The sequence below is a fragment of the Pseudomonas sp. 8 R 14 genome (assembly GCF_900005955.1).
Lineage (GTDB): Bacteria > Pseudomonadota > Gammaproteobacteria > Pseudomonadales > Pseudomonadaceae > Aquipseudomonas > Aquipseudomonas marginalis.
The window spans coordinates 94,864-116,493 of record NZ_CVTH01000027.1 but is presented as its reverse complement, the minus strand read 5'-3'; the positions used below and the strand labels follow the sequence as shown (position 1 = coordinate 116,493).

18 protein-coding genes are annotated in these 21,630 nt (G+C 62.0%); 7 read left to right on the top strand and 11 right to left on the bottom strand.

Translation table 11 applies throughout. From position 1 onward, the window contains the following. The first annotated feature begins 2 nt into the window (after positions 1–2). The 4 genes from BFQ01_RS03570 (at position 3) to lpxC (ending at position 4,446) form a co-directional block, all read left to right on the top strand. A complete protein-coding gene (locus BFQ01_RS03570; RefSeq protein WP_027604758.1) occupies positions 3–872 on the top strand; it encodes a cell division protein FtsQ/DivIB in 870 nt (289 codons plus the stop codon). Positions 873–887: 15 nt separating this feature from the next. After that, entirely contained in the window at positions 888–2,150 is a 1,263-nt protein-coding gene (ftsA, locus tag BFQ01_RS03565) for a cell division protein FtsA (protein WP_027604757.1), read from the top strand. A gap of 66 nt (positions 2,151–2,216) precedes the next feature. Then, complete coding sequence (gene ftsZ / locus BFQ01_RS03560; RefSeq protein ID WP_017526184.1) at positions 2,217–3,422, top strand: cell division protein FtsZ; 1,206 nt, start codon at positions 2,217–2,219, stop codon at positions 3,420–3,422. A gap of 112 nt (positions 3,423–3,534) precedes the next feature. Continuing rightward, positions 3,535–4,446, top strand: coding sequence for a UDP-3-O-acyl-N-acetylglucosamine deacetylase (lpxC, locus tag BFQ01_RS03555; protein WP_003171886.1), 912 nt, complete (start codon positions 3,535–3,537; stop codon positions 4,444–4,446). 106 nt (positions 4,447–4,552) lie between these two features. On the opposite strand, the gene BFQ01_RS03550 is transcribed toward lpxC, so the two are convergent. The 6 genes from BFQ01_RS03550 to BFQ01_RS03525 all read right to left on the bottom strand — a co-directional run bounded on the left by BFQ01_RS03550 (position 4,553) and on the right by BFQ01_RS03525 (position 14,071). Then, positions 4,553–6,046 carry a sensor domain-containing diguanylate cyclase gene (locus BFQ01_RS03550; RefSeq protein WP_065924253.1) on the bottom strand — a complete coding sequence of 498 codons (1,494 nt, stop codon included), beginning with the start codon at positions 6,044–6,046 and terminating at the stop codon, positions 4,553–4,555. Between the two features lie 86 nt (positions 6,047–6,132). Beyond that, complete coding sequence (locus BFQ01_RS03545) at positions 6,133–7,461, bottom strand: OprD family porin (protein WP_065924252.1); 1,329 nt, start codon at positions 7,459–7,461, stop codon at positions 6,133–6,135. Between the two features lie 288 nt (positions 7,462–7,749). Then, positions 7,750–9,114, bottom strand: coding sequence for a heavy metal sensor histidine kinase (locus tag BFQ01_RS03540; RefSeq protein WP_065924251.1), 1,365 nt, complete (start codon positions 9,112–9,114; stop codon positions 7,750–7,752). After that, entirely contained in the window at positions 9,104–9,781 is a 678-nt protein-coding gene (locus BFQ01_RS03535) for a heavy metal response regulator transcription factor (protein WP_027604753.1), read from the bottom strand. Before BFQ01_RS03535 ends, BFQ01_RS03540 begins: the two co-directional genes overlap by 11 nt. 31 nt (positions 9,782–9,812) lie before the next feature. Beyond that, positions 9,813–12,908: a multidrug efflux RND transporter permease subunit gene (locus BFQ01_RS03530; RefSeq protein ID WP_065924250.1), complete on the bottom strand. Its 3,096-nt coding sequence runs from the start codon at positions 12,906–12,908 to the stop codon at positions 9,813–9,815. Beyond that, positions 12,905–14,071: an efflux RND transporter periplasmic adaptor subunit gene (locus BFQ01_RS03525; RefSeq protein WP_065924249.1), complete on the bottom strand. Its 1,167-nt coding sequence runs from the start codon at positions 14,069–14,071 to the stop codon at positions 12,905–12,907. The genes BFQ01_RS03530 and BFQ01_RS03525 overlap by 4 nt, the downstream gene beginning before the upstream one ends. A gap of 213 nt (positions 14,072–14,284) precedes the next feature. Here BFQ01_RS03525 and BFQ01_RS03520 point away from each other — a divergent pair, with 213 nt between their 5' ends. Together BFQ01_RS03520 and BFQ01_RS03515 are read left to right on the top strand one after the other, a co-directional pair. Further along, complete coding sequence (locus tag BFQ01_RS03520) at positions 14,285–14,518, top strand: hypothetical protein (protein WP_027604750.1); 234 nt, start codon at positions 14,285–14,287, stop codon at positions 14,516–14,518. 166 nt (positions 14,519–14,684) lie between these two features. Beyond that, entirely contained in the window at positions 14,685–15,467 is a 783-nt protein-coding gene (locus BFQ01_RS03515; protein ID WP_065924248.1) for a transporter substrate-binding domain-containing protein, read from the top strand. 30 nt (positions 15,468–15,497) lie between these two features. Here the strand turns inward: BFQ01_RS03515 and BFQ01_RS03510 are convergent, their stop codons facing one another. The 5 genes from BFQ01_RS03510 to BFQ01_RS03490 all read right to left on the bottom strand — a co-directional run bounded on the left by BFQ01_RS03510 (position 15,498) and on the right by BFQ01_RS03490 (position 19,893). Further along, a complete protein-coding gene (locus BFQ01_RS03510; protein ID WP_065924247.1) occupies positions 15,498–16,241 on the bottom strand; it encodes a YkgJ family cysteine cluster protein in 744 nt (247 codons plus the stop codon). Positions 16,242–16,349: 108 nt separating this feature from the next. After that, complete coding sequence (locus BFQ01_RS03505; protein WP_065924246.1) at positions 16,350–16,832, bottom strand: GNAT family N-acetyltransferase; 483 nt, start codon at positions 16,830–16,832, stop codon at positions 16,350–16,352. 3 nt (positions 16,833–16,835) lie between these two features. Beyond that, positions 16,836–17,738 carry a chemotaxis protein CheV gene (locus BFQ01_RS03500; RefSeq protein WP_027604746.1) on the bottom strand — a complete coding sequence of 301 codons (903 nt, stop codon included), beginning with the start codon at positions 17,736–17,738 and terminating at the stop codon, positions 16,836–16,838. Positions 17,739–17,837: 99 nt separating this feature from the next. Then, a complete protein-coding gene (locus tag BFQ01_RS03495; protein WP_065924245.1) occupies positions 17,838–18,812 on the bottom strand; it encodes a 2-hydroxyacid dehydrogenase in 975 nt (324 codons plus the stop codon). Between the two features lie 112 nt (positions 18,813–18,924). Continuing rightward, positions 18,925–19,893: a LysR family transcriptional regulator gene (locus BFQ01_RS03490; protein WP_027604744.1), complete on the bottom strand. Its 969-nt coding sequence runs from the start codon at positions 19,891–19,893 to the stop codon at positions 18,925–18,927. A 183-nt stretch (positions 19,894–20,076) separates the two neighbouring features. On the opposite strand from BFQ01_RS03490, the gene BFQ01_RS03485 reads away from it, so the two are divergent. Then, entirely contained in the window at positions 20,077–21,612 is a 1,536-nt protein-coding gene (locus BFQ01_RS03485) for an efflux transporter outer membrane subunit (protein ID WP_065924244.1), read from the top strand. The last annotated feature ends 18 nt before the right edge of the window (positions 21,613–21,630 follow it).

Here is a 21,630-nt window from a genome sequence, read left to right as displayed (position 1 = left end):
ACATGAAAGGCGCATCGCTTCGTCATCAGCCCCCACAAGCACCGAGCCGCAAGCCGGTGCCACGGGGTGCCAGTCGAATGGTGGCTAAAGAGCCGATGTCGGCGCGCCTGCCGAAAGCCAACTTTGGTTTCCTCAAGGCGCTGTTCTGGCCGGTGATGCTGGTGGTGCTGGGCTTCGGCACTTACGAGGGCGCGCAGCGTCTATTGCCCTATGCCGACCGGCCGATCACCAAGATCAGCGTACAGGGCGATTTGAGCTACATCAGCCAGCAAGCGGTGCAGCAGCGTATCGGCCCGTTCCTGGCGGCGAGCTTCTTCACCATTGACCTGGCGGGTATGCGCCGGGAGCTGGAACAGATGCCGTGGATCGCCCACGCCGAAGTCCGCCGCGTATGGCCGGACCAGGTAACGATCCGCCTGGAAGAACAACTGCCCGTGGCCCGTTGGGGCGATGAGGCACTGTTGAACAACCAGGGCCAGGCGTTCACTCCGCGTGAGCTGGCCAATTACGAGCACCTGCCGCAGCTGTTCGGGCCGCAGCGGGCGCAGCAGCAAGTGATGCAGCAGTACCAGGCCTTGAGCCAGATGCTGCGGCCAATGGGCTTCTCCATTGCACGCCTGGAATTGCGTGAACGGGGTAGCTGGTTTTTGACGACCGGGGCAGGCAGTTCCGGCCCGGGCATCCAGTTGTTGCTGGGACGCGACCGCTTGGTGGAAAAGATGCGCCGCTTCATCGCCATCTATGACAAGACCTTGAAAGAACAGATTACGAACATTGCGAGCGTCGACCTGCGTTACGCCAACGGCCTTGCCGTCGGCTGGCGTGAACCGGCTGCGCCCACGGCAGCGCAACCCGCTGTCGCGAAGAATTAAGAAGAGGCAGGACCCATGGCAAACGTGCAAAGCGGCAAAATGATCGTCGGTCTCGATATCGGCACCTCCAAGGTGGTGGCGCTGGTGGGCGAGGTCGGGGAAGACGGCACGATCGAAATCGTCGGTATTGGCACGCATCCGTCCCGTGGCCTGAAGAAGGGCGTGGTGGTCAACATCGAGTCCACCGTGCAATCGATCCAGCGCGCCATCGAAGAAGCGCAGCTGATGGCCGGTTGCCGGATTCACTCGGCGTTCGTCGGCGTGGCGGGCAACCATATCCGCAGCCTGAACTCCCACGGCATCGTGGCGATTCGCGACCGCGAAGTCAGCGCCGCCGACCTTGAGCGCGTCCTCGACGCCGCCCAGGCCGTGGCGATCCCGGCTGACCAGCGCGTGCTGCACACCCTGCCGCAGGACTACGTGATCGATAACCAGGAAGGCGTCCGCGAGCCCCTGGGCATGTCGGGCGTGCGTCTGGAAGCCAAGGTCCACGTGGTGACCTGTGCCGTCAACGCCGCGCAGAACATTGAAAAATGCGTGCGCCGCTGCGGCCTGGAAATCGACGACATCATTCTCGAGCAGCTTGCCTCCGCGTATTCGGTACTGACCGACGACGAAAAAGAACTGGGCGTATGCCTGGTGGACATCGGCGGCGGCACCACCGACATCGCGATCTTCACCGAGGGTGCTATTCGTCACACCGCCGTGATCCCGATTGCCGGCGACCAGGTGACCAACGACATCGCCATGGCGCTGCGTACGCCGACCCAGTACGCCGAAGAAATCAAGATCCGCTACGCCTGCGCCCTGGCCAAGCTGGCCGGTGCCGGTGAAACCATCAAGGTGCCAAGCGTGGGCGACCGTCCACCGCGTGAGCTGTCGCGCCAGGCCCTGGCCGAAGTGGTCGAGCCGCGCTACGACGAGCTGTTCACCCTGATCCAGGCTGAACTGCGTCGCAGCGGCTACGAAGATTTGATCCCGGCCGGCATCGTGCTGACCGGTGGCACCTCGAAGATGGAAGGCGCGGTCGAACTGGCAGAGGAAATCTTCCACATGCCGGTCCGCCTGGGTGTTCCCCATGGCGTCAAAGGCCTGGGCGACGTGGTGCGCAACCCGATTTATTCCACCGGTGTGGGCTTGCTGTTGTACGGGCTGCAAAAGCAGACCGACGGCATTTCCCTGTCGGGCCCGAGCAACCGTGACAGCTACCGCAGCGACGACGAGGCCAAGGCGCCGTTGTTCGAGCGGCTGCAGGCGTGGGTCAAAGGCAATTTCTAAAGATTTACCGCAACACCGTTTCAAGTAGTAGGCGAAAAAACTAGAGAAAACGAAAGGAGAGGGAACATGTTCGAACTCGTAGACAACATCCCCGCCAGCCCGGTCATCAAAGTGATCGGTGTCGGCGGTGGCGGCGGCAACGCTGTCAACCATATGGTCAAGAGCAACATTGAAGGCGTTGAATTCATCTGCGCCAACACTGACGCCCAGGCGCTGAAAAGCATCGGCGCGCGGACCATCCTGCAATTGGGTACAGCCGTGACCAAGGGCCTCGGCGCCGGCGCCAATCCGGAAGTCGGCCGTCAAGCCGCCCTGGAAGACCGCGAGCGTATTGCCGAAGTGCTGCAGGGCACCAACATGGTGTTCATCACCACGGGCATGGGTGGCGGTACCGGTACCGGTGCAGCGCCGATCATTGCCGAAGTGGCCAAGGAAATGGGGATTCTGACGGTTGCGGTCGTGACCCGTCCGTTCCCGTTCGAAGGCCGCAAGCGCATGCAGATCGCCGACGAAGGTATCCGTCTGCTGTCTGAAAGCGTCGACTCGTTGATCACCATTCCCAACGAGAAGCTGCTGACCATCCTGGGCAAGGACGCGAGCCTGCTGTCCGCGTTCGCCAAGGCTGACGATGTACTGGCCGGTGCCGTTCGCGGTATCTCCGACATCATCAAGCGCCCGGGCATGATCAACGTCGACTTTGCCGACGTCCGTACTGTCATGAGCGAAATGGGCATGGCGATGATGGGCACTGGCTGCGCCAGCGGTCCGAACCGTGCACGCGAAGCCACTGAAGCGGCCATCCGCAACCCGTTGCTGGAAGACGTGAACCTGCAAGGCGCACGCGGCATCCTGGTGAATATCACCGCCGGTCCTGACCTGTCCCTGGGTGAGTACTCCGACGTGGGTAGCATCATCGAAGCCTTCGCTTCCGAGCACGCCATGGTCAAGGTCGGTACCGTTATCGACCCGGACATGCGCGACGAGCTGCACGTGACCGTGGTTGCCACCGGCCTGGGCGCGAAAATCGAGAAGCCTGTGAAGGTCATCGACAACACCCTGCATAACAGCCAGGCCAGCCACGCGAGCCAAGCGGCTGCCGCTCCAGCGCCTTCGCGCCAGGAACTGCCGTCGGTGAACTACCGTGACCTGGATCGTCCGACCGTGATGCGCAACCAGGCTCAGGCCGGTGCTGCGGCGTCCCGTAGCCCGAATCCGCAAGATGATCTGGACTACCTGGACATCCCGGCATTCCTGCGTCGTCAGGCCGATTAATGGAATGTATCAGGGCTATGAAGGTGATTGGTGTTCAGCAAAGGTCTGGTCTGCTATTATCGCCAGCCTTTGTTGATACCAGTTCGCAATTTGCGCTGAAGCGGTCCAAGCCATGATTAAACAACGCACCCTGAAGAATATTATTCGTGCCACAGGTGTAGGTCTGCACTCCGGGGAGAAGGTATACCTGACCCTCAAGCCTGCACCTGTCGACACCGGCATCGTGTTTGTGCGTGCCGACCTGGACCCTGTGGTGCAGATTCCTGCTCGCGCGGAAAATGTTGGCGAAACCACGATGTCGACCACGTTGGTCAACGGTGACGTCAAAGTGGACACGGTGGAGCACTTGCTCTCGGCCATGGCCGGTTTGGGCATCGATAACGCCTACGTCGAGCTCTCCGCGTCCGAAGTCCCGATCATGGATGGCAGCGCTGGACCCTTCGTATTCTTGATTCAATCTGCCGGCCTGGAAGAACAGGACGCAGCCAAGAAGTTCATACGCATTCTGCGGGAAGTGACAGTAGAAGACGGCGACAAGCGCGCCACCTTCGTCCCGTTCGAAGGCTTTAAAGTGAGCTTTGAGATCGATTTCGATCACCCGGTATTCCGTGACCGCACCCAGAGTGCAAGCGTGGATTTTTCCAGCACTTCGTTCGTAAAAGAAGTCAGCCGCGCCCGTACCTTTGGTTTCATGAGTGACATCGAGTACCTGCGCAAGCACAACCTCGCACTCGGCGGCAGCGTTGAAAATGCCATTGTGGTCGACGCGGATGGTGTACTGAACGAAGACGGCCTTCGCTATGAAGACGAATTCGTGAAGCACAAGATCCTCGATGCAATCGGTGACCTCTACCTGCTGGGCAATAGCCTGATAGGCGAGTTCAAAGGCTTCAAGTCGGGCCACGCCCTTAACAACCAGCTGCTGCGCAAGTTGATTGAGCAGACAGACGCTTGGGAAGTCGTGACCTTCGAAGATGCCAGCACCGCACCGATCTCTTACATGCGTCCCGTTGCGGCGGTGTAAGTAACAACTCTCTTTCTTTAGTTTTTAAAGGCTGCCTTCGGGTGGCCTTTTTTTATGTGTCTGTGACGCGCCTCCCTCGTTCCCATGCGCAGCGTGGGGGCGATCATCACCCCTCACTGGCATCCACAATCCGATTGCGCCCCGTGTGCTTGGCCTCATACAACGCCCTGTCCGCACTGAGCAGCAAAGCCTCCAGGGACATCCGGCTGCGCTTGTCCCGGGTGCTCATGCCGATGCTCGCCGTGATCGGCTGCTCATCCCCCGCTACCCGTGGTAAATGTTCGATGCTGCTGCGGATATGCTCGGCGATGACCCACGCGCCCTTGGCGTCCGTATTGGGCAGTACAACCGCGAACTCCTCGCCGCCGTAACGCGCCGCGAGGTCGGCAGGACGGCGGATATTGCTGTTGATCACCTGGGCCACCGTACGCAGTGCTGCATCGCCACCATGATGGCCGTGGCGGTCGTTGAAGGCCTTGAAGTGGTCCACGTCGATCATCAGCACGGTCAGTGGTTCGAGCGAACGTTGCGCGCGGTCCCATTCAAGGCGCAGGCGTTCGTCGAGGATGCGGCGGTTGGCCAGGCCGGTCAGGGCGTCGGTGGCTGCCAGTTCTGACAGTACGCGCTCTGCGCGATAACGGCGGCGCAGTTCCCGGCGCAGCATCCAGGTCAGCCATAACAAGCCGATACACAGGATGCCCGTGGCGCCACTGGTCAGCAGTGCGGCGCGCTTCCAGGGGGCGAATACATCTTCACTGGACAGGGCTACTACCACGATCAGCGGCAGGTCTCCGACATTGGTGAAGGTGTACAGGCGCTCCTTGCCGCTGATGGCAGAGATGGCCTGGAAGCTGCCACTGCCTTCGCGCAGCATGCGCTTGAAGTTAGGACGTTCGCTCAGGTCCTTGTCGATCATGTCGCGCTCCAGCAGCGGTTGCTGGGCGAGCAAAATGCCTCGGTTGCTCAGCAGGTTGACGCTGCTGCCGTTGCCGATGGTGAGCGTACTGAAAAGCTGATCGAAGTACGCCAGGCGCATGGTTGCGACGGCAACGCCGGCAAATTCACCATTGGGGCCTGATACGCGCCGACTGAACGCCATGCGCCAGACCTGATCGCAGTCGCAATGAATCTTGAACGGCCGGCTGATATACAAGCCGGCCTGGGCGTCCTTGGTATGCACCTGGAAGTAATCGCGATTGGCAAAATTGCGCGGGGTGGGCTGCAGGGTGGAAGAATCGGCGATCACCGCACCATTGGCGTCCAATAACAGCACTTCACCCTTGAAAGGTGCGGCAGTGGACAAGTCAAACTGCACCAGGTGCTGGATATTCGCCGCAACCTGGGCCAGGTCTTCGCGTTGTTTGGCGGCAATCAACCCTTTGAGTGCCAGGTCGTAGAGTTCGACGTTGCGCAGCACGTCGGCATTGATCAACTGCGCAATATTGGTGGTTGAGCGCGTCGCGGCCTGCAGGGTGCTGGCGTGTTCGCGGATCAGCAACGCTGCGACGATGACCACGATCAAGACAACAGTGATACCGCTGCCCAAAACCATTAACAGTTCTGGGCGTGCGGGCAGGGTACGGACATGGCGTTGGCTCATCGGGCAGACTTCAGCGATGTGGATGCTGGCAGTTTAGTTCTACCCGATGAAAATTAAATACTCGGTTAAAAAGAAAGATCTACGCGTTAGAACACGTTGATCGGGTAGTCGACGATCACCCGGTATTCATCCACATCCCGGTCTACCGCCGAGTAGCCATGACTGCCGCGATTGGTCGCCCATTGCAGGCGCACGGCCAAATCCTTGGCCTTGCCACCCTGCACCACATACTTCAAATCGATATCCCGTTCCCAGTGCTTGGCGTCCTTGCCGTCAGCGCTGTACCAGGCACTGTAGCCACGGCTTTGCGGGTCGACTTTGGTCAGATCGGTCTTACCGCTGATGTAGGACACCGCCGAGGTAAGGCCAGGCATGCCGAGGCCCGCGAAGTCGTAGGCGTACTTGAGCTTCCATGAGCGCTCATTGGGACCGTTGAAGTCCGAGTATTGCTGGGAGTTGTCCAGGTACACGCTGTCGCCCTGGCTGATGTAGTCGAACGGCGTGTTGCCGTTGACCCGCTGGTAGGCGGCGGTGACGCTGTGGTGACCCACGCCGACGGTGAAGTGCAGGCTGTAGGTGTTGTTGTCGATATCCCCGAGCAGCGACTGGCCGGTGTCCTGGCTGTGGTAGTAGTGCAGGCCCGGGTTGAGGCTGACCAGGTCGTTCAGCGCGTAGGTGTAGTCCAGGTCGTAGTAGTACTGGTGCCACACGTCCTTGAGTTCGGAAGCGTACAGGTTGCTGGTCACTCCCGGGATGCCGCTGAACGACACGCCCGCCCAATTCATGTGCTGGCTGTCAGCGTTGCTCGGCAATGCGCCATAGCTGGTGCCGATGCGTCGGTGGCCGCTCTGGTTGTAGAGCTTGGTGAAGCTGGCCTGGCCGCCTTCGAGCATCCAGCCGTCGAAACTGTGGTTGCTCAGGCTCACGCCACGGAAAGTCTGCGGCAGCATGCGCGTCATGCCGCCGGCGATCACCGGGTTGTTGAGGAACAGGTCGCCGGCCTTCAACTCGGTATCGAAGGCGCGCATCTTCAAGGTGCCCCCTGCGGTGGAAAACGAACCGGGCGCTTTGCCGCTGCCGTCAGTGCTGCCGTAGGGAAGGATGCTGGAACCGTCGGTGCCGCCACCGCCGTCGAGCTTGAGGCCGAGCATGGCGTGGGCGTCCAGGCCGAAGCCGACGGTGCCCTGTGTGTAGCCGGATTCGAAGGTGCCTATAAAACCCTGGCCCCATTCCTTGCTGTCATCGATGTGGATGTCGCGACGGTCGCGGTTCATGTAGTAGTTGCGGGTGTTGATGTTGAGGTGCGAGCCTTCGACGAATCCGTCGGCGGCGGTAGTGTCTGCCGCGTGGGCAAGGGGAACGATCGTTGCTGCAATCGCGAGGAATAACGGGGTGAACGTCAGCGAGTTCTTCACCGGTGGAGCTCCTTTGGTCAATCGAAAACGGCCAGTGTCGTGGGGGTGTGCCTGGCCTTTTTTTAGCGCAAAAAAAAGCCGCTGAAGTCAGCGGCTTTAAGACAGATTCCCAGTGTAGAGCCCTGGAAATAAGTCGAGGGAAATTCGGGTAAGCGGGTCAGCTGCCTTTGCCGTCGCGCATCATCGATGCGTCAAATTAACGCAGGCGAGCGCTGCGATACAGAGTGTAACAAGATAATGACTGTTGCCAAAACAGCAACAGTGATGCTGGGGCCATGGGGGAGATGTCTAGACCGGCAGAGTGATGCCAAAGGTATTGCCGCTGACATCGCTGCGCACGAACACATCACCGCCGTGCATCAAGGCAATCGCCTTGACGATGGCCAGCCCCAAACCGTGATTCGCCCCGCTGTTGCTGCGCGACGCATCCACCCGATAGAAACGTTCGAACAGCCGGGGCAGGTGTTCGCTGGCAATCACGTCACCAGGGTTGGTCACGCCGATTGCTACCTGATGCTCCAGCACGTCGATGTTCACGTCGATCACCTGCCCGGGCGCGGTGTGCTGCACCGCATTGCTCAGCAGGTTGATCAGGGCGCGGCGCAGGTGGGCTTTTTCGATCTGCACCCGGGCGTCGCCATGCACGCGTACCTGAACCTGGGCGTCTTCAAGGATGAAGTCCAGGTAGTCGAGAGTGGTCGCCACTTCATCGGCCAGGGAGCTTTCGCTCAGCTTGGTGGCCTTGCTGCCCTGGTCGGCGCTGGCGAGGAACAACATGTCGTTGATGATCGAGCGCAGGCGTTCCAATTCCTCGAGGTTGGATTGCAGCACCTCGAAATAATGCTCGGCCGAACGCCCGCGCGTCAGGGCGACCTGGGTCTGGCCGATCAGGTTGGTGAGTGGCGAGCGCAGTTCGTGGGCGACGTCGGCGTTGAACGACTCCAGGCGCGAGTAGGCCTGCTCCACGCGGTCCAGGGTGGAGTTGAACGAGTTGACGAACTGGCTCAGCTCCGGCGGCAGCGGTGACAGTTGCAGGCGCCCGGAGAGCTTCGGCGGCGCCAGCTTCTGTGCTTCATCCGAGAGTTTGCCCAGCGGCTTGAGGCCAATGCGCGACACCCAGAACCCCAGCAGCGCCGCCAGCGCCACGCCGACCAGCGCCAGGCTGACCAGTGCCACCAGCAGATGGTGCTGGGTCGCGCGGAAGTTCTCAGTGTCGATGGCGATCATGAAACGCAGCGGCGGGCGTTGGTCCTTGGCCGGGAACTGGCTCACCAGCACTTTGAACGGGTATTCGCGCCCCGGCAGGTGCAGGTCGCGCTTGCCCGTCGGGCCTTCGGCGAAGGTGCGGATCCGCGCATCGGGGTTGCCGTACTCGTAGTTCGGATCGCTGCTGACGACCCAGAAGCGGATACGCTTGTCTTCCTCACCCAATAATTTGAGCTTGGCTTGAATCTTCACCCAATGGTCCGGCGTGCCGAAGCGGTTCACAGAGGATTCCAACACGCTGTAGCGCGCATCCAGCTCCGCCCCTGGCAGCAAGCCCAGGCTGCGATCCACCTGCTGATACAGCGCGCCGCCGATCAACAGGAATATCAGCGCCGCCACCAGGGTGAACATGCTGCTGAGGCGCAGCGCAATGGAATTAGCCGACACTGCGATTCTCCAGCACATAACCCATGCCGCGAATGGTGTGCAGCAGCTTGTGTTCGAACGGCCCGTCAAGCTTGGCGCGCAGGCGCTTGATCGCCACTTCCACGACGTTGGCGTCACTGTCGAAATTGATGTCCCAGACCATTTCTGCAATCGAGGTCTTGGAGAGGATCTCGCCCTGGCGCCGCGCCAATACGCTGAGCAGCGAGAACTCCTTGGCGGTCAGGTCCAGGCGCACGCCATTGCGGCTGGCCTTGCGGCTGATCAGGTCGATCCACAGGTCGGCAACGGTCACTTGCACCGGCTCGTGGCCGCCGCTGCGGCGGGTCAGGGCTTGCAGGCGCGCCACCAGTTCGAGGAAGGAAAACGGTTTGCCAAGATAATCGTCGGCGCCTTCGCGCAGGCCGCGGATACGGTCTTCCACGCGCTCGCGGGCGGTCAGCATGATCACCGGTGTCTGTTTGCGCGCACGCAACGCCCTCAGCACGCCAAAGCCATCGAGGCCGGGCAGCATCACGTCGAGCACGATCACCGCGTAATCGTTCTCCAGCGCCAGGTGCAGGCCCTCGACGCCCTCGCGCGCCACATCGACGGCGTAGCCTTGCTCCGTCAGGCCTCGGTGCAGGTAATCGGCGGTTTTTTCTTCATCTTCAACAATCAGTACGCGCATGAGCCTTTTGCTCCAGGGCGGTGCCTTGGCCTCAATGTGTGGTTGCCAGCTCAGCCGCTGGTTTGGGCCGGTGGAAAAATTTCTCAAGGTACAAGTATATGACCGGTGTGGTGAACAGCGTCAGCGCCTGGCTCACCAGCAAGCCGCCGACCACCGCGATGCCCAGGGGCTGGCGCATTTCCGCGCCAGGGCCAGCGCCGAGCATCAACGGTACCGCGCCCAGCAGGGCGGCGAGGGTGGTCATGATGATCGGCCGGAACCGCGTGATGCAGGCTTCATAGATTGCCTCTTCCGGCGGCAGCCCGCGTACCCGCTGGGCGTCCAGGGCGAAGTCGATCATCAGGATGCCGTTCTTCTTCACGATGCCGATCAGCAGCACCAGGCCGATCAGCGCCATGATCGAAAAGTCCTGGCCCATCAGCGACAGCATGATCAGCGCGCCCAGCCCCGCCGAGGGCAAGGTGGAGATAATCGTCAGCGGGTGCACGAAGCTCTCATACAACACACCCAGAATGATGTAGACAGCCACCAGCGCCGCGAGGATCAGCCAGGGCTGGCTGGCCAGCGAACTCTGGAACGCCTGGGCCGCGCCCTGGAAGTTGCCGATGATGGTGGTTGGCATGCCGATTTCATTCTTGGCCTGGTTGAGCATGATCACCGCGTCACCCAGCGCCACACCGGGTGCCAGGTTGAACGACAGGTTGGCGGCGGGGAACATGCCGTCATGGCTGATGGACAAGGGCCCCACGGTCGGCGCGTCGACCTTGGCCACTGCCGACAACGGCACCATCTCATTGGTCAGTGGCGAGCGCAGGTAGAAGTAGTTCAGGCTTTCGGCCTTGCCGCGCTGTTGACTGTCCAGCTCCAGCACCACCTGGTATTGGTTGATCTCGGTCTGGAACTCGTTGATCTGGCGCTGGCCGAAGGCGTCGTAGAGCGCCTGGTCGACATCGGTGGCGGTCAGCCCAAAGCGCGCGGCGGCCTGGCGGTCGATGCTGATATGGGTGATGCTGCCGCCCAGTTGCAGATCGTTGGACAGGTCGCGAAACGCCGGGTTGGCGCGCAGTTTTTCGGTCAGGCGCTGGGTCCAGGTGTTGAGTGTCGGGCCGTCGTTGCTCTTGAGTACGTACTGGTACTGGGCGCGGCTGGGGCCGGAGCTGAGGTTGATGTCCTGCCCCGCGCGCAGGTACAGCACGATGCCCGGCACTTTCGCCAGCTTGGGCCGGATGCGGTCGATGAACTGGCTGGCGGACACGTCGCGATCACCGCGGTCTTTCAAGGCGATCCAGAAGCGCCCGTTGGCGATGGTCTGGTTGCTGCCGGTCACGCCCACCGAGTGGGAAAACGCCTGCACCGCCGGGTCATCCTTGACGATCTCAGCCAGGGCCTTGTGCTTGGCGACCATGTCCGGGTATGACACATCGGCCGCCGCTTCGCTGGTGCCGAGCACAAAACCGGTGTCCTGTACCGGAAAGAAGCCCTTGGGGATAAACACGTAGCCGGCCACGGCCAGGGCCAGGGTCACTACGAATAGCGCGGCCATGCTGCGCTGATGGGCCAGCGCGCGGCGCAGGTTGCGCGCATAGCCGGCCAGCAGGCGTTCGCTGAAGCCGGGTTTGTCGTGGGCCGGATGGGTCGGGGCGCGCATGAACAGCGCGGCCAATGTCGGTGCCAGGGTCAAGGAGACCACCACCGAAATCAGGATGGTCGAAGTGGCCGTCAGCGCGAATTCCTTGAACAGCCGTCCGACCACACCGCCCATGAACAGCAGCGGAATAAACGCCGCCACCAGCGAGAAGCTGATGGACACCACGGTAAAGCCAATCTCGCCGGCGCCCTTGATCGCCGCTTCGCGCTTGTCGAGCCCGGCTTCGAGGTGGCGGTGAATGTTTTCCACCACCACGATGGCATCGTCGACCACAAAGCCCACGGCGATCACGATCGCCACCAGGGTCAGGTTGTTCAGGCTGAAGCCCATCAGGTACATCAGGGCAAAACTGGCGACCAGCGACACGCCGAGCACGCTGGACACAATCAGCGTCGCCGACAACTGGCGCAGGAACAGCGCCATCACCGCCACCACCAGCAGGATGGCGATCAGCAGGGTGACTTCCACTTCATGCAGGGACGCGCGGATGGTCTTGGTGCGGTCAGACAATACGCTGACCTGCACCGAGGCCGGCAGCATGCCTTGCAGGCGCGGCAGTTCGGCCTGGATGCGGTCTACGGTCTCGACAATGTTGGCGCCGGGCTGGCGCGAGATCACCAGGTTGACGCCCGGCGTGTCGCCGGACCAGGCCTGCACGTAGGCGTTTTCCGAACCGTTGATGACTTTGGCGATATCGCGCAGTTGAACGGGGGCGCCATCCTTGTAGGACACGATCAGTTGGGCGTAGTCCTCCGGGTGAAACAGTTGGTCGTTGGTCGACAGGGTCGACACGCTGTTCTCGCCGTAGATCGCACCCTTGGCCAGGTTGAGGCTCGATTGCTGGATGGCCAGGCGGATATCGGCCAGGGTCAGGCCGATGGCCGCGAGTTTGTCGGGGGAAGCCTGCACGCGGATCGCCGGGCGCTGCTGGCCGGTAATGTTGATCTGGCCGACCCCGTCGATCTGGCTGATCTGCCGCGCCAGCAGGGTTTCCACATAGTCGCTCAACTCGGTGCTGGGCATGCTGTCGGAGCTGACACTGAGGATCAGCACCGGGCTGTCCGCCGGGTTGACCTTCTTCCAGGTGGGCAGGCTCGGCATGTCGCTGGGCAGCTTGCCGGATGCGGTGTTGATCGCTGCCTGCACTTCCTGCGCGGCGGTGTCGATGCTCTTGTCGAGGGTGAATTGCAGGGTCAACAGGCTTGAGCCCAAGGCACTGCTGGAGGTCATCTGGGTCATGCCGGGAATGGCACTGAACTGCACTTCCAGCGGCGTCGCCACCGAGGACGCCATGGTGTCCGGGCTGGCGCCAGGCAGTTGTGCCGTGACCTGGATCGTCGGAAATTCCGCCTCCGGCAGTGGCGCGATGGCCAGGCGCGGGAAGGCAATGATCCCGAGCAGCACCAGGGCAAACGTCAGCAGCAGGGTGGCGACCGGGTGGTCGACGCACCAGGCCGAGGGCGACCGGCTGCCGTTCATGGCTGCACCTTGGCGTCGACGGTCTGGATCACCTGCGGTGGCTCCTTGAGCACCTCCACCTGGGCACCGGCCTTGAGCCGCGACTGGCCATCACTGACCAGTACATCACCGGCCTGCACGCCCTTGATAATGTTGACGTCGCTGTTCTGATAGGTGACTTGCACCGGCACCACATCGACCTTGTCACCGTTGACCCGGTACACGAAGTGCGAATCCAGGCCGCGTTGCACCACGGTCGGCGGCACCACCAAGGCATTTTTGTCGAGGGCGGTCTGGATCTTGATGGTCACCAGTTGCCCCGGCCACAGGCGTTGCGAGGCGTTGTTGAACTCGGCCTTGGCGCGCAGGGTGCCGGTAGTGGAGCTGATCTGGTTATCGATCAGGCTCAAGTGGCCTTCGCCGAGCAGGTCACCGGTCTGGCCGTCGGTGTCGGCACCCAGGTAGGCGTCGACGCTGGCCTTGGCAGGCGCGGCGATCAGGCCTTGCAGGGTCGGCAGCATCTGTTGCGGCAAAGAGAACTCAACGGCAATCGGGTCGATCTGGGTCACGGAGAACAGGCCCTGGGTATCGCTGGTGCGCAGGAAGTTGCCTTCATCCACATTGCGAATACCGACGCGGCCACTGACCGGTGAGCGAATCTGGGTGTAGGACAGCTGGACCTGGGCTGCATCGATGTTGGCCTGGTTACCTTGGACGGTGGCCTTGAGTTGGTTGACCAGGGCTTGTTGCTGGTCGTAGGTCTGCTTGGACACGCCGTCGTCGACGCTCAATTCCTTGTAGCGCTTGAGGTTGACCAGCGCCACCTGCAACTGCGCCTGGCTCTCGCCCAGTTGCGCCCTGGCCTGGTCGAGGCTGGCGCGGATCGAGCGATCATCGATTCTGGCCAGCAAGTCGCCGGCCTTGACCCACTGGCCTTCCTTGACCGGCAATTGGGTGAGAATGCCGTCGACCTGCGGGCGAATGACCACACTGTGCAGGGACAGCACCGTGCCGATGCCGCTGACAAAGCGTGGAATGTCCTGCTGCGCTACGCTCACCACCCGCACCGGGATCGCGGTGGGTGCCGTCAGTCTGGCCTTGGCTGGCCGGGTCAGCGCCCAGGCTGCAACCGCCACGACCACGAGGACACCCACGATCAGGGCAGTTTTTCGTTGAATGTGCATGGGTGAGGCGCCGGGGCAAAGGATGGGGAGAGTGAGCGGTCGTTATAGCCCTTCAACCCGGTCAGCACGGTGACGGCTAACTGACAGCGCTGTCAGCAAACTCCGACCATTCGTACCGGTGGTGGTTAAAGATCCGAAGCTCGCAGGTATACTGCGCGCCAGTGTGGCCCGCAAGCCGGCCCCGCATCATTTTTTGCACGCCCCGGAGCTTTCATGACTTCCCCGACACAACCCCCTGTTGAAGCGACCGACATCGTCGATCCGGCCAGCGCCGAAGGCGTTGAAAAAGCCGAGATCCCGGCGTTCAAGTTTCCGTTCAAGCCGGGTGAGTTGGCTGGGGCCAGGAATGCGGCCCAACCGTGGTACAAAAACGGCGCCAAGAACGGCCATACCAAGTCGCCAGGCATGGCACCGCCGGGTACTCGTCGTTCGATGGGTAAACGCTGAGATTAACAAGTCGCACATCGTGTCGATTATTGCCTACAGCCTCTGCTGAAATTTCTGATTGTAGGCCTACGACCGTTTCTTGAAAGCTTGCACAGCCTTTGCTCTGCCCCTGTGATTTCAGGGGGAAGCAGGGCGATGCTGGTCTTTCCGGAAAAGGACGTCTCCCTTGGCTCTGATACACATCTGTGTAGTGTTTGCCCTGTTGCTTGCGGCGGATGTCTCTGCGGCCGATGATCCACCGCTGCGTGAAATCCGTTTCGCCGTTGCTGCACAGTTCCCCCCGTTCCAGAGCCGCGACCCGCAAGGGCAGTTGGTCGGCTTGAATATCGAGTTGGGCAACGCCCTGTGCGTGCAGTTGAATGCACGCTGCATCTGGGTCGACCAGGTGCTTGCCGAAGATTTCATCTCCCTTGAAGCCAGGAAATTCGACGCGATCATGGGGATGGCGCCGACGTCGCAACGGCAACGCTGGGTGGGCTTCACCGATAACCTCTACCCCTTCACCACGCGCCTGGTGGCCCGTCGCATGTCCAACTTGCAGCCGCGGGTAAAGTCGCTCAAGGGCAAGCGTGTCGGCGTGTTGCTGGGAAGTAACCGTGAGGCTTTTGCCCGCTCGATGTGGGCGCCAAATGGCGTCATCGTCAAGAGCTTCTGGCTCAACAATGAATTAGTCAGCAGCCTTAAAGCCGGCGAGATTGATGCGACCCTGCAAGGCACGGTAGAAATTCGTGAAGCCTTGCTCGACACCGAAGACGGCCACGATTTCGACTTCGTCGGCCCTGCCATTTCGTCCGAGCTTTTGGGCGATGGTGTGGCCATCGCAGTGCGCAAACCTGACACCGCATTGCGCAACGAACTCAACTGCGCCCTTGAACAACTGAAGCAGAGCGGCGAGTACCAGCGGATCATCCAGCCCTACCGCCTTGACGCCGTTCCTGCCGAGCACTGATCGACCGCCGCACGAGGCGGCCTTTAAGGTCTACGCCGCCCGCAGCGAGATAAACGCATAGTTGGCCGGCACCTCGGTGGCAATCTGCGCCCCGGCATCCAGCATCTGCTCGGCGATGTCCATCCCCGAGACATGAAACACCCACTCACTGGCCACGGACGGCTGGTCCACCGCCAACTCAATCGCCTGGGCAAACGCGCCCATGTCCGGCAGATACGCGGTAAACCCATCGCCCTTGAGGGCCGTGGTGCGAATGCCGAGCAAGGCGCACACCGCCTCCTTGGTCTGCACGTCGTCTCGGTCGGCCTGGCGCGAGCGTTGGATCAGCTCCACCAGTTCCTGGTCCATCAATTCACCCCCGACGATCAACGCCGGGCCCTGTTCCCAGGATTCCGGCGGGCAATCCTTGGCGGCGGGGTTGAGCGGGATATGGGGGTTGATCTCCATCGGGTAGATGCGGCACACCAACGGGCGGCGCTCGTAGATGCGGCATAGGTTGTCTGCGTCAAGATTCCGGCAGCGCCCGGCGTTGTAGGCGGCAAAGGTGATTGCCACAAACGCCTCGGTGTTGCCGCTGGGCACCACCACCGAACGGCGCTCGGCATGTTCGCGCTGCTGCTGAGGCAGGCCCAGGCCATTGCTCAGGAAACCCTCCACCAGAACGATGACGTTACCGCCGTCAGCCGCCCATTGGCGGGCTTCCTGGAGGGTCAGGGGGACGTGGTGATCGCTGCAGCATTTGCCGCAACCGACGCAGGAAAAATGGGTGTTCATGGCGGATCTGTCACCAGGCTAGGTCAGAGAGCACACAGGAACAGTGACGGGTTTTTACCTCTATCCACCGTTGTGCTGCTCTGGAAGCAAGTTATGCGCCAGCGCCTGTCAGTCCTCGGCGACCACATCCCGCAACACAAAGACCATGCCCGCGCTTTCGTACAGTTGTCGGGCGCGCCGGTTGCTCTCCAGCACCTTGAGGTCGACATAGGGTTCGCCACGCTGCTTGAACACCTGGAAGCAGTGCAGCAGCAATGCGCGGCCCAAGCCTTGGCCTTGAGCGCAAGGATGCACGGACAGGTTCTTGATAAACGCGCTGGTCCAGCACTGCGCCACGCCGAGAATGCCATCGCCATTGCTGGCCACCAGGCACAGCGTGGGATCGAATTCGGCGTCGCTGACAAACAGATGCTGCCAGGCGTGCAGATGAGGAACGCGGCCTCCCCCTTGCTCCTGGGTCATGCGCAGCACCGCATGGATCGCCGGGGCCAGCTCGTCGCGGTAGTGATCCAACTGCGTATGGGCCGGCCATTGAGGTGCAGGCAGGCTGCCGGTGAGGTCGCGGCGCAGCAGTTGGAAATGCTCCGCCACCGGTTACAGCCCCTGTTGCGCCACGGTCTGGGCGGCGACCACCAGGCATTTGGTCAGTTCGGGCGAGGAGAACTTGGTCAGCACCGCGTTGGCACCGGCCAGGCGCGCCTTTTCGCTGTTCATCGCGCTGTCCAGGGAGGTATGCAGCAGCACGTAGAGATCCTGGAAGTCCGGGGTTTCACGCAGGGTGCGGGTCAGGGCATAACCGTCCATTTCGGACATCTCGATGTCCGACACCACCACATTGATCTGCGCGGCGGTGCCTTGCAGCTCCAGCAGCACATCGATGGCTTCCTTGGCGCTGCGCGCGGTGTGGCAGGTCAGGCCGAGGTTGCGCAGGGTGTGCACCGATTGCTGCAGGGCGACCTGGCTGTCATCCACCACCAGGATCCGCGCATTGCCGAGCACTTCCGCCTCTTCCATGGTCAGGTCGGTAGGCGCCGCTTCAATCGGCGCCGGGGCGATGCCGTGGATGACTTTTTCGATGTCCAGCACCTGCACCAGGCCGCCTTCCACTTGGGTTACCCCGGTGATAAACGCGCGGTTGCCGCCGGAACCGTAGGGCGGTGGGCGAATATCGGTGGTCAGGCAGTGCACGATCTTACTGACGGCCTGCACATGCAGGCCCTGCTTGGAACGGCTCACGTCGGTGACGATCAGGCAGCCTCCGTTCGGGTCTTCCAGGGGCATTTCCCCCAGGGCGCGACTCAGGTCGATCACCGCCAACGAATTGCCACGCAGGGTGGCGATGCCTTTGACGTGGGGATGAGACTCCGGCAGCTTGGTCAGCGGCGGGCAAGGGATGATCTCGCTGACTTTCAGCAGGTTGATGGCCATCAGCTTGCCGCTGCGCAAGGTAAAGAGCAGAAGCGAGAGTGAGTCTGCGCGGGCTTTGGTGGTGGACATAAAAACCTTCTGTGGATCAGGGATGACGAACTTCTATTGAGGGTTATCGACTCGGGAGAGCCAGGCTTTAACCCGATTTTGTGTCGGGCCGGGCCCGTGTCAGCCCTTCCACACCTGCGGGTTCACCAGGTCCTGCGGACGCTGGCCCAGCAGGGCGCTGCGCAGGTTGTCCAACGCACGGTTGGCCATGGCTTCGCGGGTTTCATGAGTCGCCGAGCCGATGTGCGGCAGGGTCACCGCATTGCTCAACTGGAACAATGGCGATTCGGCCAACGGCTCCTGCTCATACACATCCAGCCCGGCGCCGCGAATGGTCTGGTTTTGCAGGGCCTGGATCAGCGCCGGTTCGTCGACCACCGGACCACGGGAGATATTGATCAGAATCGCGCTGGACTTCATCAGACCCAACTCGCGGGTGCTGATCAGGTGGCGGGTCTTGTCGCTCAACGGCACCACCAGGCAGACGAAATCCGCCTCGGCCAGCAACTGGTCGAGGCTGCGCAATTGCGCGCCCAGTTCCTGTTCCAGCTTGGTCTTGCGGCTGTTGCCGCTGTACAGGATCGGCATATTGAAGCCCAGGCGCCCACGCCGGGCCACGGCCGCGCCGATATTGCCCATGCCAACGATACCGAGGGTCTTGCCATGCACGTCACAGCCAAACAGCGGCGCGCCGACGCTGGCTTTCCATTGGCCGGCCTTGGTCCAGGCGTCCAGCTCGGCCACCCGGCGCGCGCTGCTCATCAGCAGGGCGAAGGCCAGGTCGGCAGTGCTTTCGGTCAGTACGTCGGGGGTGTTGGTGAGCATGATCCCGCGCTCGTTGAAGTACGGCACATCGTAGTTGTCGTAGCCCACCGACACGCTGGACACCACCTCCAGCTTGCCCGCGCCTTCGAGCTGCGCGCGGCCCAGCTTGCGACCCACGCCGATCAAACCGTGGGCGTGGGGCAGGGCTTCATTGAATTGAGCGTTGATGTCGCCCAGCTTGGGGTTGGGCGCGATCACGTCGAAATCCTGTTGCAGGCGTTCGATCATTTGCGGGGTGACACGGCTGAAGGCGAGGACGGTCTTTTTCATTGCAGGCGGGCTCATCGACTACGGAAGAATGCCAAGCACGCTAACATTCCTGCCGGCAATTGTCAGGACACCGCCCCTCCCACATTTAAAGGCGTGTATCGCCTGGTAGAAATCAGTTCGCCAGCCGTGCACCGCTGAGGCTGCCGCTCAACTCATACGCCACCAGCTCGGCCTGGTGCGCCGCCAGGATCTCCGGCAACGAACCGCGCAGGTATTCCACCCAGGTCTTGATCTTCGCATCCAGGTACTGGCGAGACGGGTAGATGGCGTACAGGTTCAGCTCCTGGGAGCGATAGGTGGGCATGACCCGCACCAATGTGCCGTTGCGCAGGCCTTCGATGGCCGCATACACCGGCAGCAGGCCGACGCCCATGCCGCTGGTGATCGCGGTTTTCATCGCGTCGGCGGAGTTGACCAGGAACGGCGACGTATTGATTGCCACGCTTTCCTGGCCTTCAGGGCCGTTGAAGGTCCACTTGTCCAACTGGATCACCGGGCTGACCAGGCGCAGGCAGGCGTGGTTGAGCAAATCCTGGGGCCGTTGCGCGCAGCCCTTGGCCTTGACGTAGTCCGGCGAGGCGCAGGCGATGCTGTAGGTGATGCCCAGGCGCTGGGAGACGAAGCCCGAGTCCGGCAGCTCGCTGGCCAGCACGATGGACACGTCGTAGCCCTCGTCCAACAGGTCCGGCACGCGGTTGGCCAGGGTCAGGTCGAAGGTCACGTCCGGGTGGGTGCGGCGGTAGCGGGCGATCGCGTCGATGACGAAGTGCTGGCCGATACCGGTCATGGTGTGCACTTTCAGCTGCCCGGCGGGGCGGGCGTGGGCGTCGCTGGCCTCGGCTTCGGCTTCTTCGACGTAGGCCAGGATCTGCTCGCAGCGCAGCAGGTAGCGTTTACCTGCCTCGGTGAGGGCAATGCGGCGGGTGGTGCGGTTGAGCAAGCGGGTTTGCAGGTGGGCCTCAAGATTGGAGACCGCGCGCGAGACGTTGGCGGTGGTGGTGTCCAGTTGCGCGGCGGCGGCGGTGAAGCTGCCCGCTTCGGCCACGCAACTGAAGGCGCGCATGTTTTGCAAAGTGTCCATGGAGAGTTCTCAGGGGAGATGCCAAATTGTGACAGAAAGTTACGCCGTCCAGTGATCCCTACCAACGGATTATCGCTTGAACGGTAACAAAGATTCACAGGAATGCCAGCTTATCGTCCTCCATGCCGCCGCCTAGAATTGCGCCACCTCCCCCCGCAACACCACCTCAGGAATTCGTTCGCCGTGCCGCGTCGCATCAGCAGAGAGCTGAAGACTCTCATTAACCGAGCGCTGAAGGCTCTCAGTGTTTGCGCTTTATCGTTAGCAATCAGCGGCTGCATCGGAACCGGAGGAATCGCCCCCCAAGGCCAGGCCCTCAATGCCACTACCCTGGCCACCGACGAAGCGATCCGCAGCGCCGCCCAGGATGCCCATTGGCCCATCGCACAATGGTGGCAGGCCTACGGCGACCCCCAGCTCAACCGCTGGGTCGAACTCGCCACCCAAAACAGCCCGAGCATGGCGATGGCCGCCGCGCGGGTGCGGGAAGCGCGGGCCATGGCCGGGGTTGCCGAGTCGGCCGAGTCGCTGCAGATCAACGCTGATACCACCCTCAAACGCCACAATTGGCCGAAGGATCAGTTCTACGGCCCGGGGGAATTGAGCGGCGCCAACACCTGGGACAACAATGCGTCCCTGGGGTTGAGCTACGCCCTCGACCTGTGGGGCCGCGAAAGCAACGCCACCGAGCGTGCCGTCGACCTGGCCCACATGAGCGCGGCCGAAGCCCGCCAGGCCCAGCTTGAACTGCAGAACAACGTGGTGCGCGCCTATATCCAGCTGTCGTTGCATTACGCCAACCGCGATATCGTCGCGGCGACCCTGGCCCAGCAACAGCAGATCCTCGACCTGGCCAACAAACGCCTGGACGCCGGGATCGGCACCCATTTCGACGTGAGCCAGGCCGAAACGCCGCTGCCGGAAACCCATCGCCAATTGGATGCCCTGGACGAGGAAATCGCCCTGAGCCGTAACCAGCTGGCGGCGCTTGCCGGTAAAGGCCCGGGGGAGGGGGCCACGTTGCAGCGTCCGACGCTGTCCCTTGCCGCACCACTGAAACTGCCCTCGAGCCTGCCCGCGCAATTGCTCGGCCAGCGCCCGGATGTGGTTGCCAGCCGTTGGCAGGTCGCGGCGCAAGCCCGTGGCATCGATGTCGCCCACGCCGGTTTCTACCCCAACGTCGACCTTGTCGGCAGCCTCGGCTACATGGCCACCGGCGGCGGCATGCTGGCGTTTCTCGCCGGCAAGAAATTCAACTACAGCGTCGGCCCGGCGATCAGTTTGCCGATCTTCGACGGCGGCCGCCTGCGTGCCGAGCTGGGGGAAGCCAGCGCCGGCTATGACATCGCCGTGGCGCGCTACAACCAGACCCTGGTCAATGCGCTCAAGGGCATCAGCGACCAGTTGATTCGCCGTGAATCCATGGACAAACAAGCAGCATTTGCGGCGCAGTCGGTGGCCTCGGCGCAGAAGACCTACGACATCGCGATGATCGCCTACCAGCGCGGCCTGACCGATTACCTCAATGTACTCAATGCCCAGACCCTGCTGTTTCGCCAACAACAGGTCGAGCAGCAGGTCCAGGCCGCGCGGCTTGGCGCCCATGCCGAACTGGTGACCGCACTGGGTGGCGGTCTCGACGCCGGCAAAGACCTACCGCAGGACGCCAAGACCCTCCCGAGCAAGACCCCGGCGGCGCTTGCCATGTTTGATCACTGAATAGTTTGGTCACTGAGT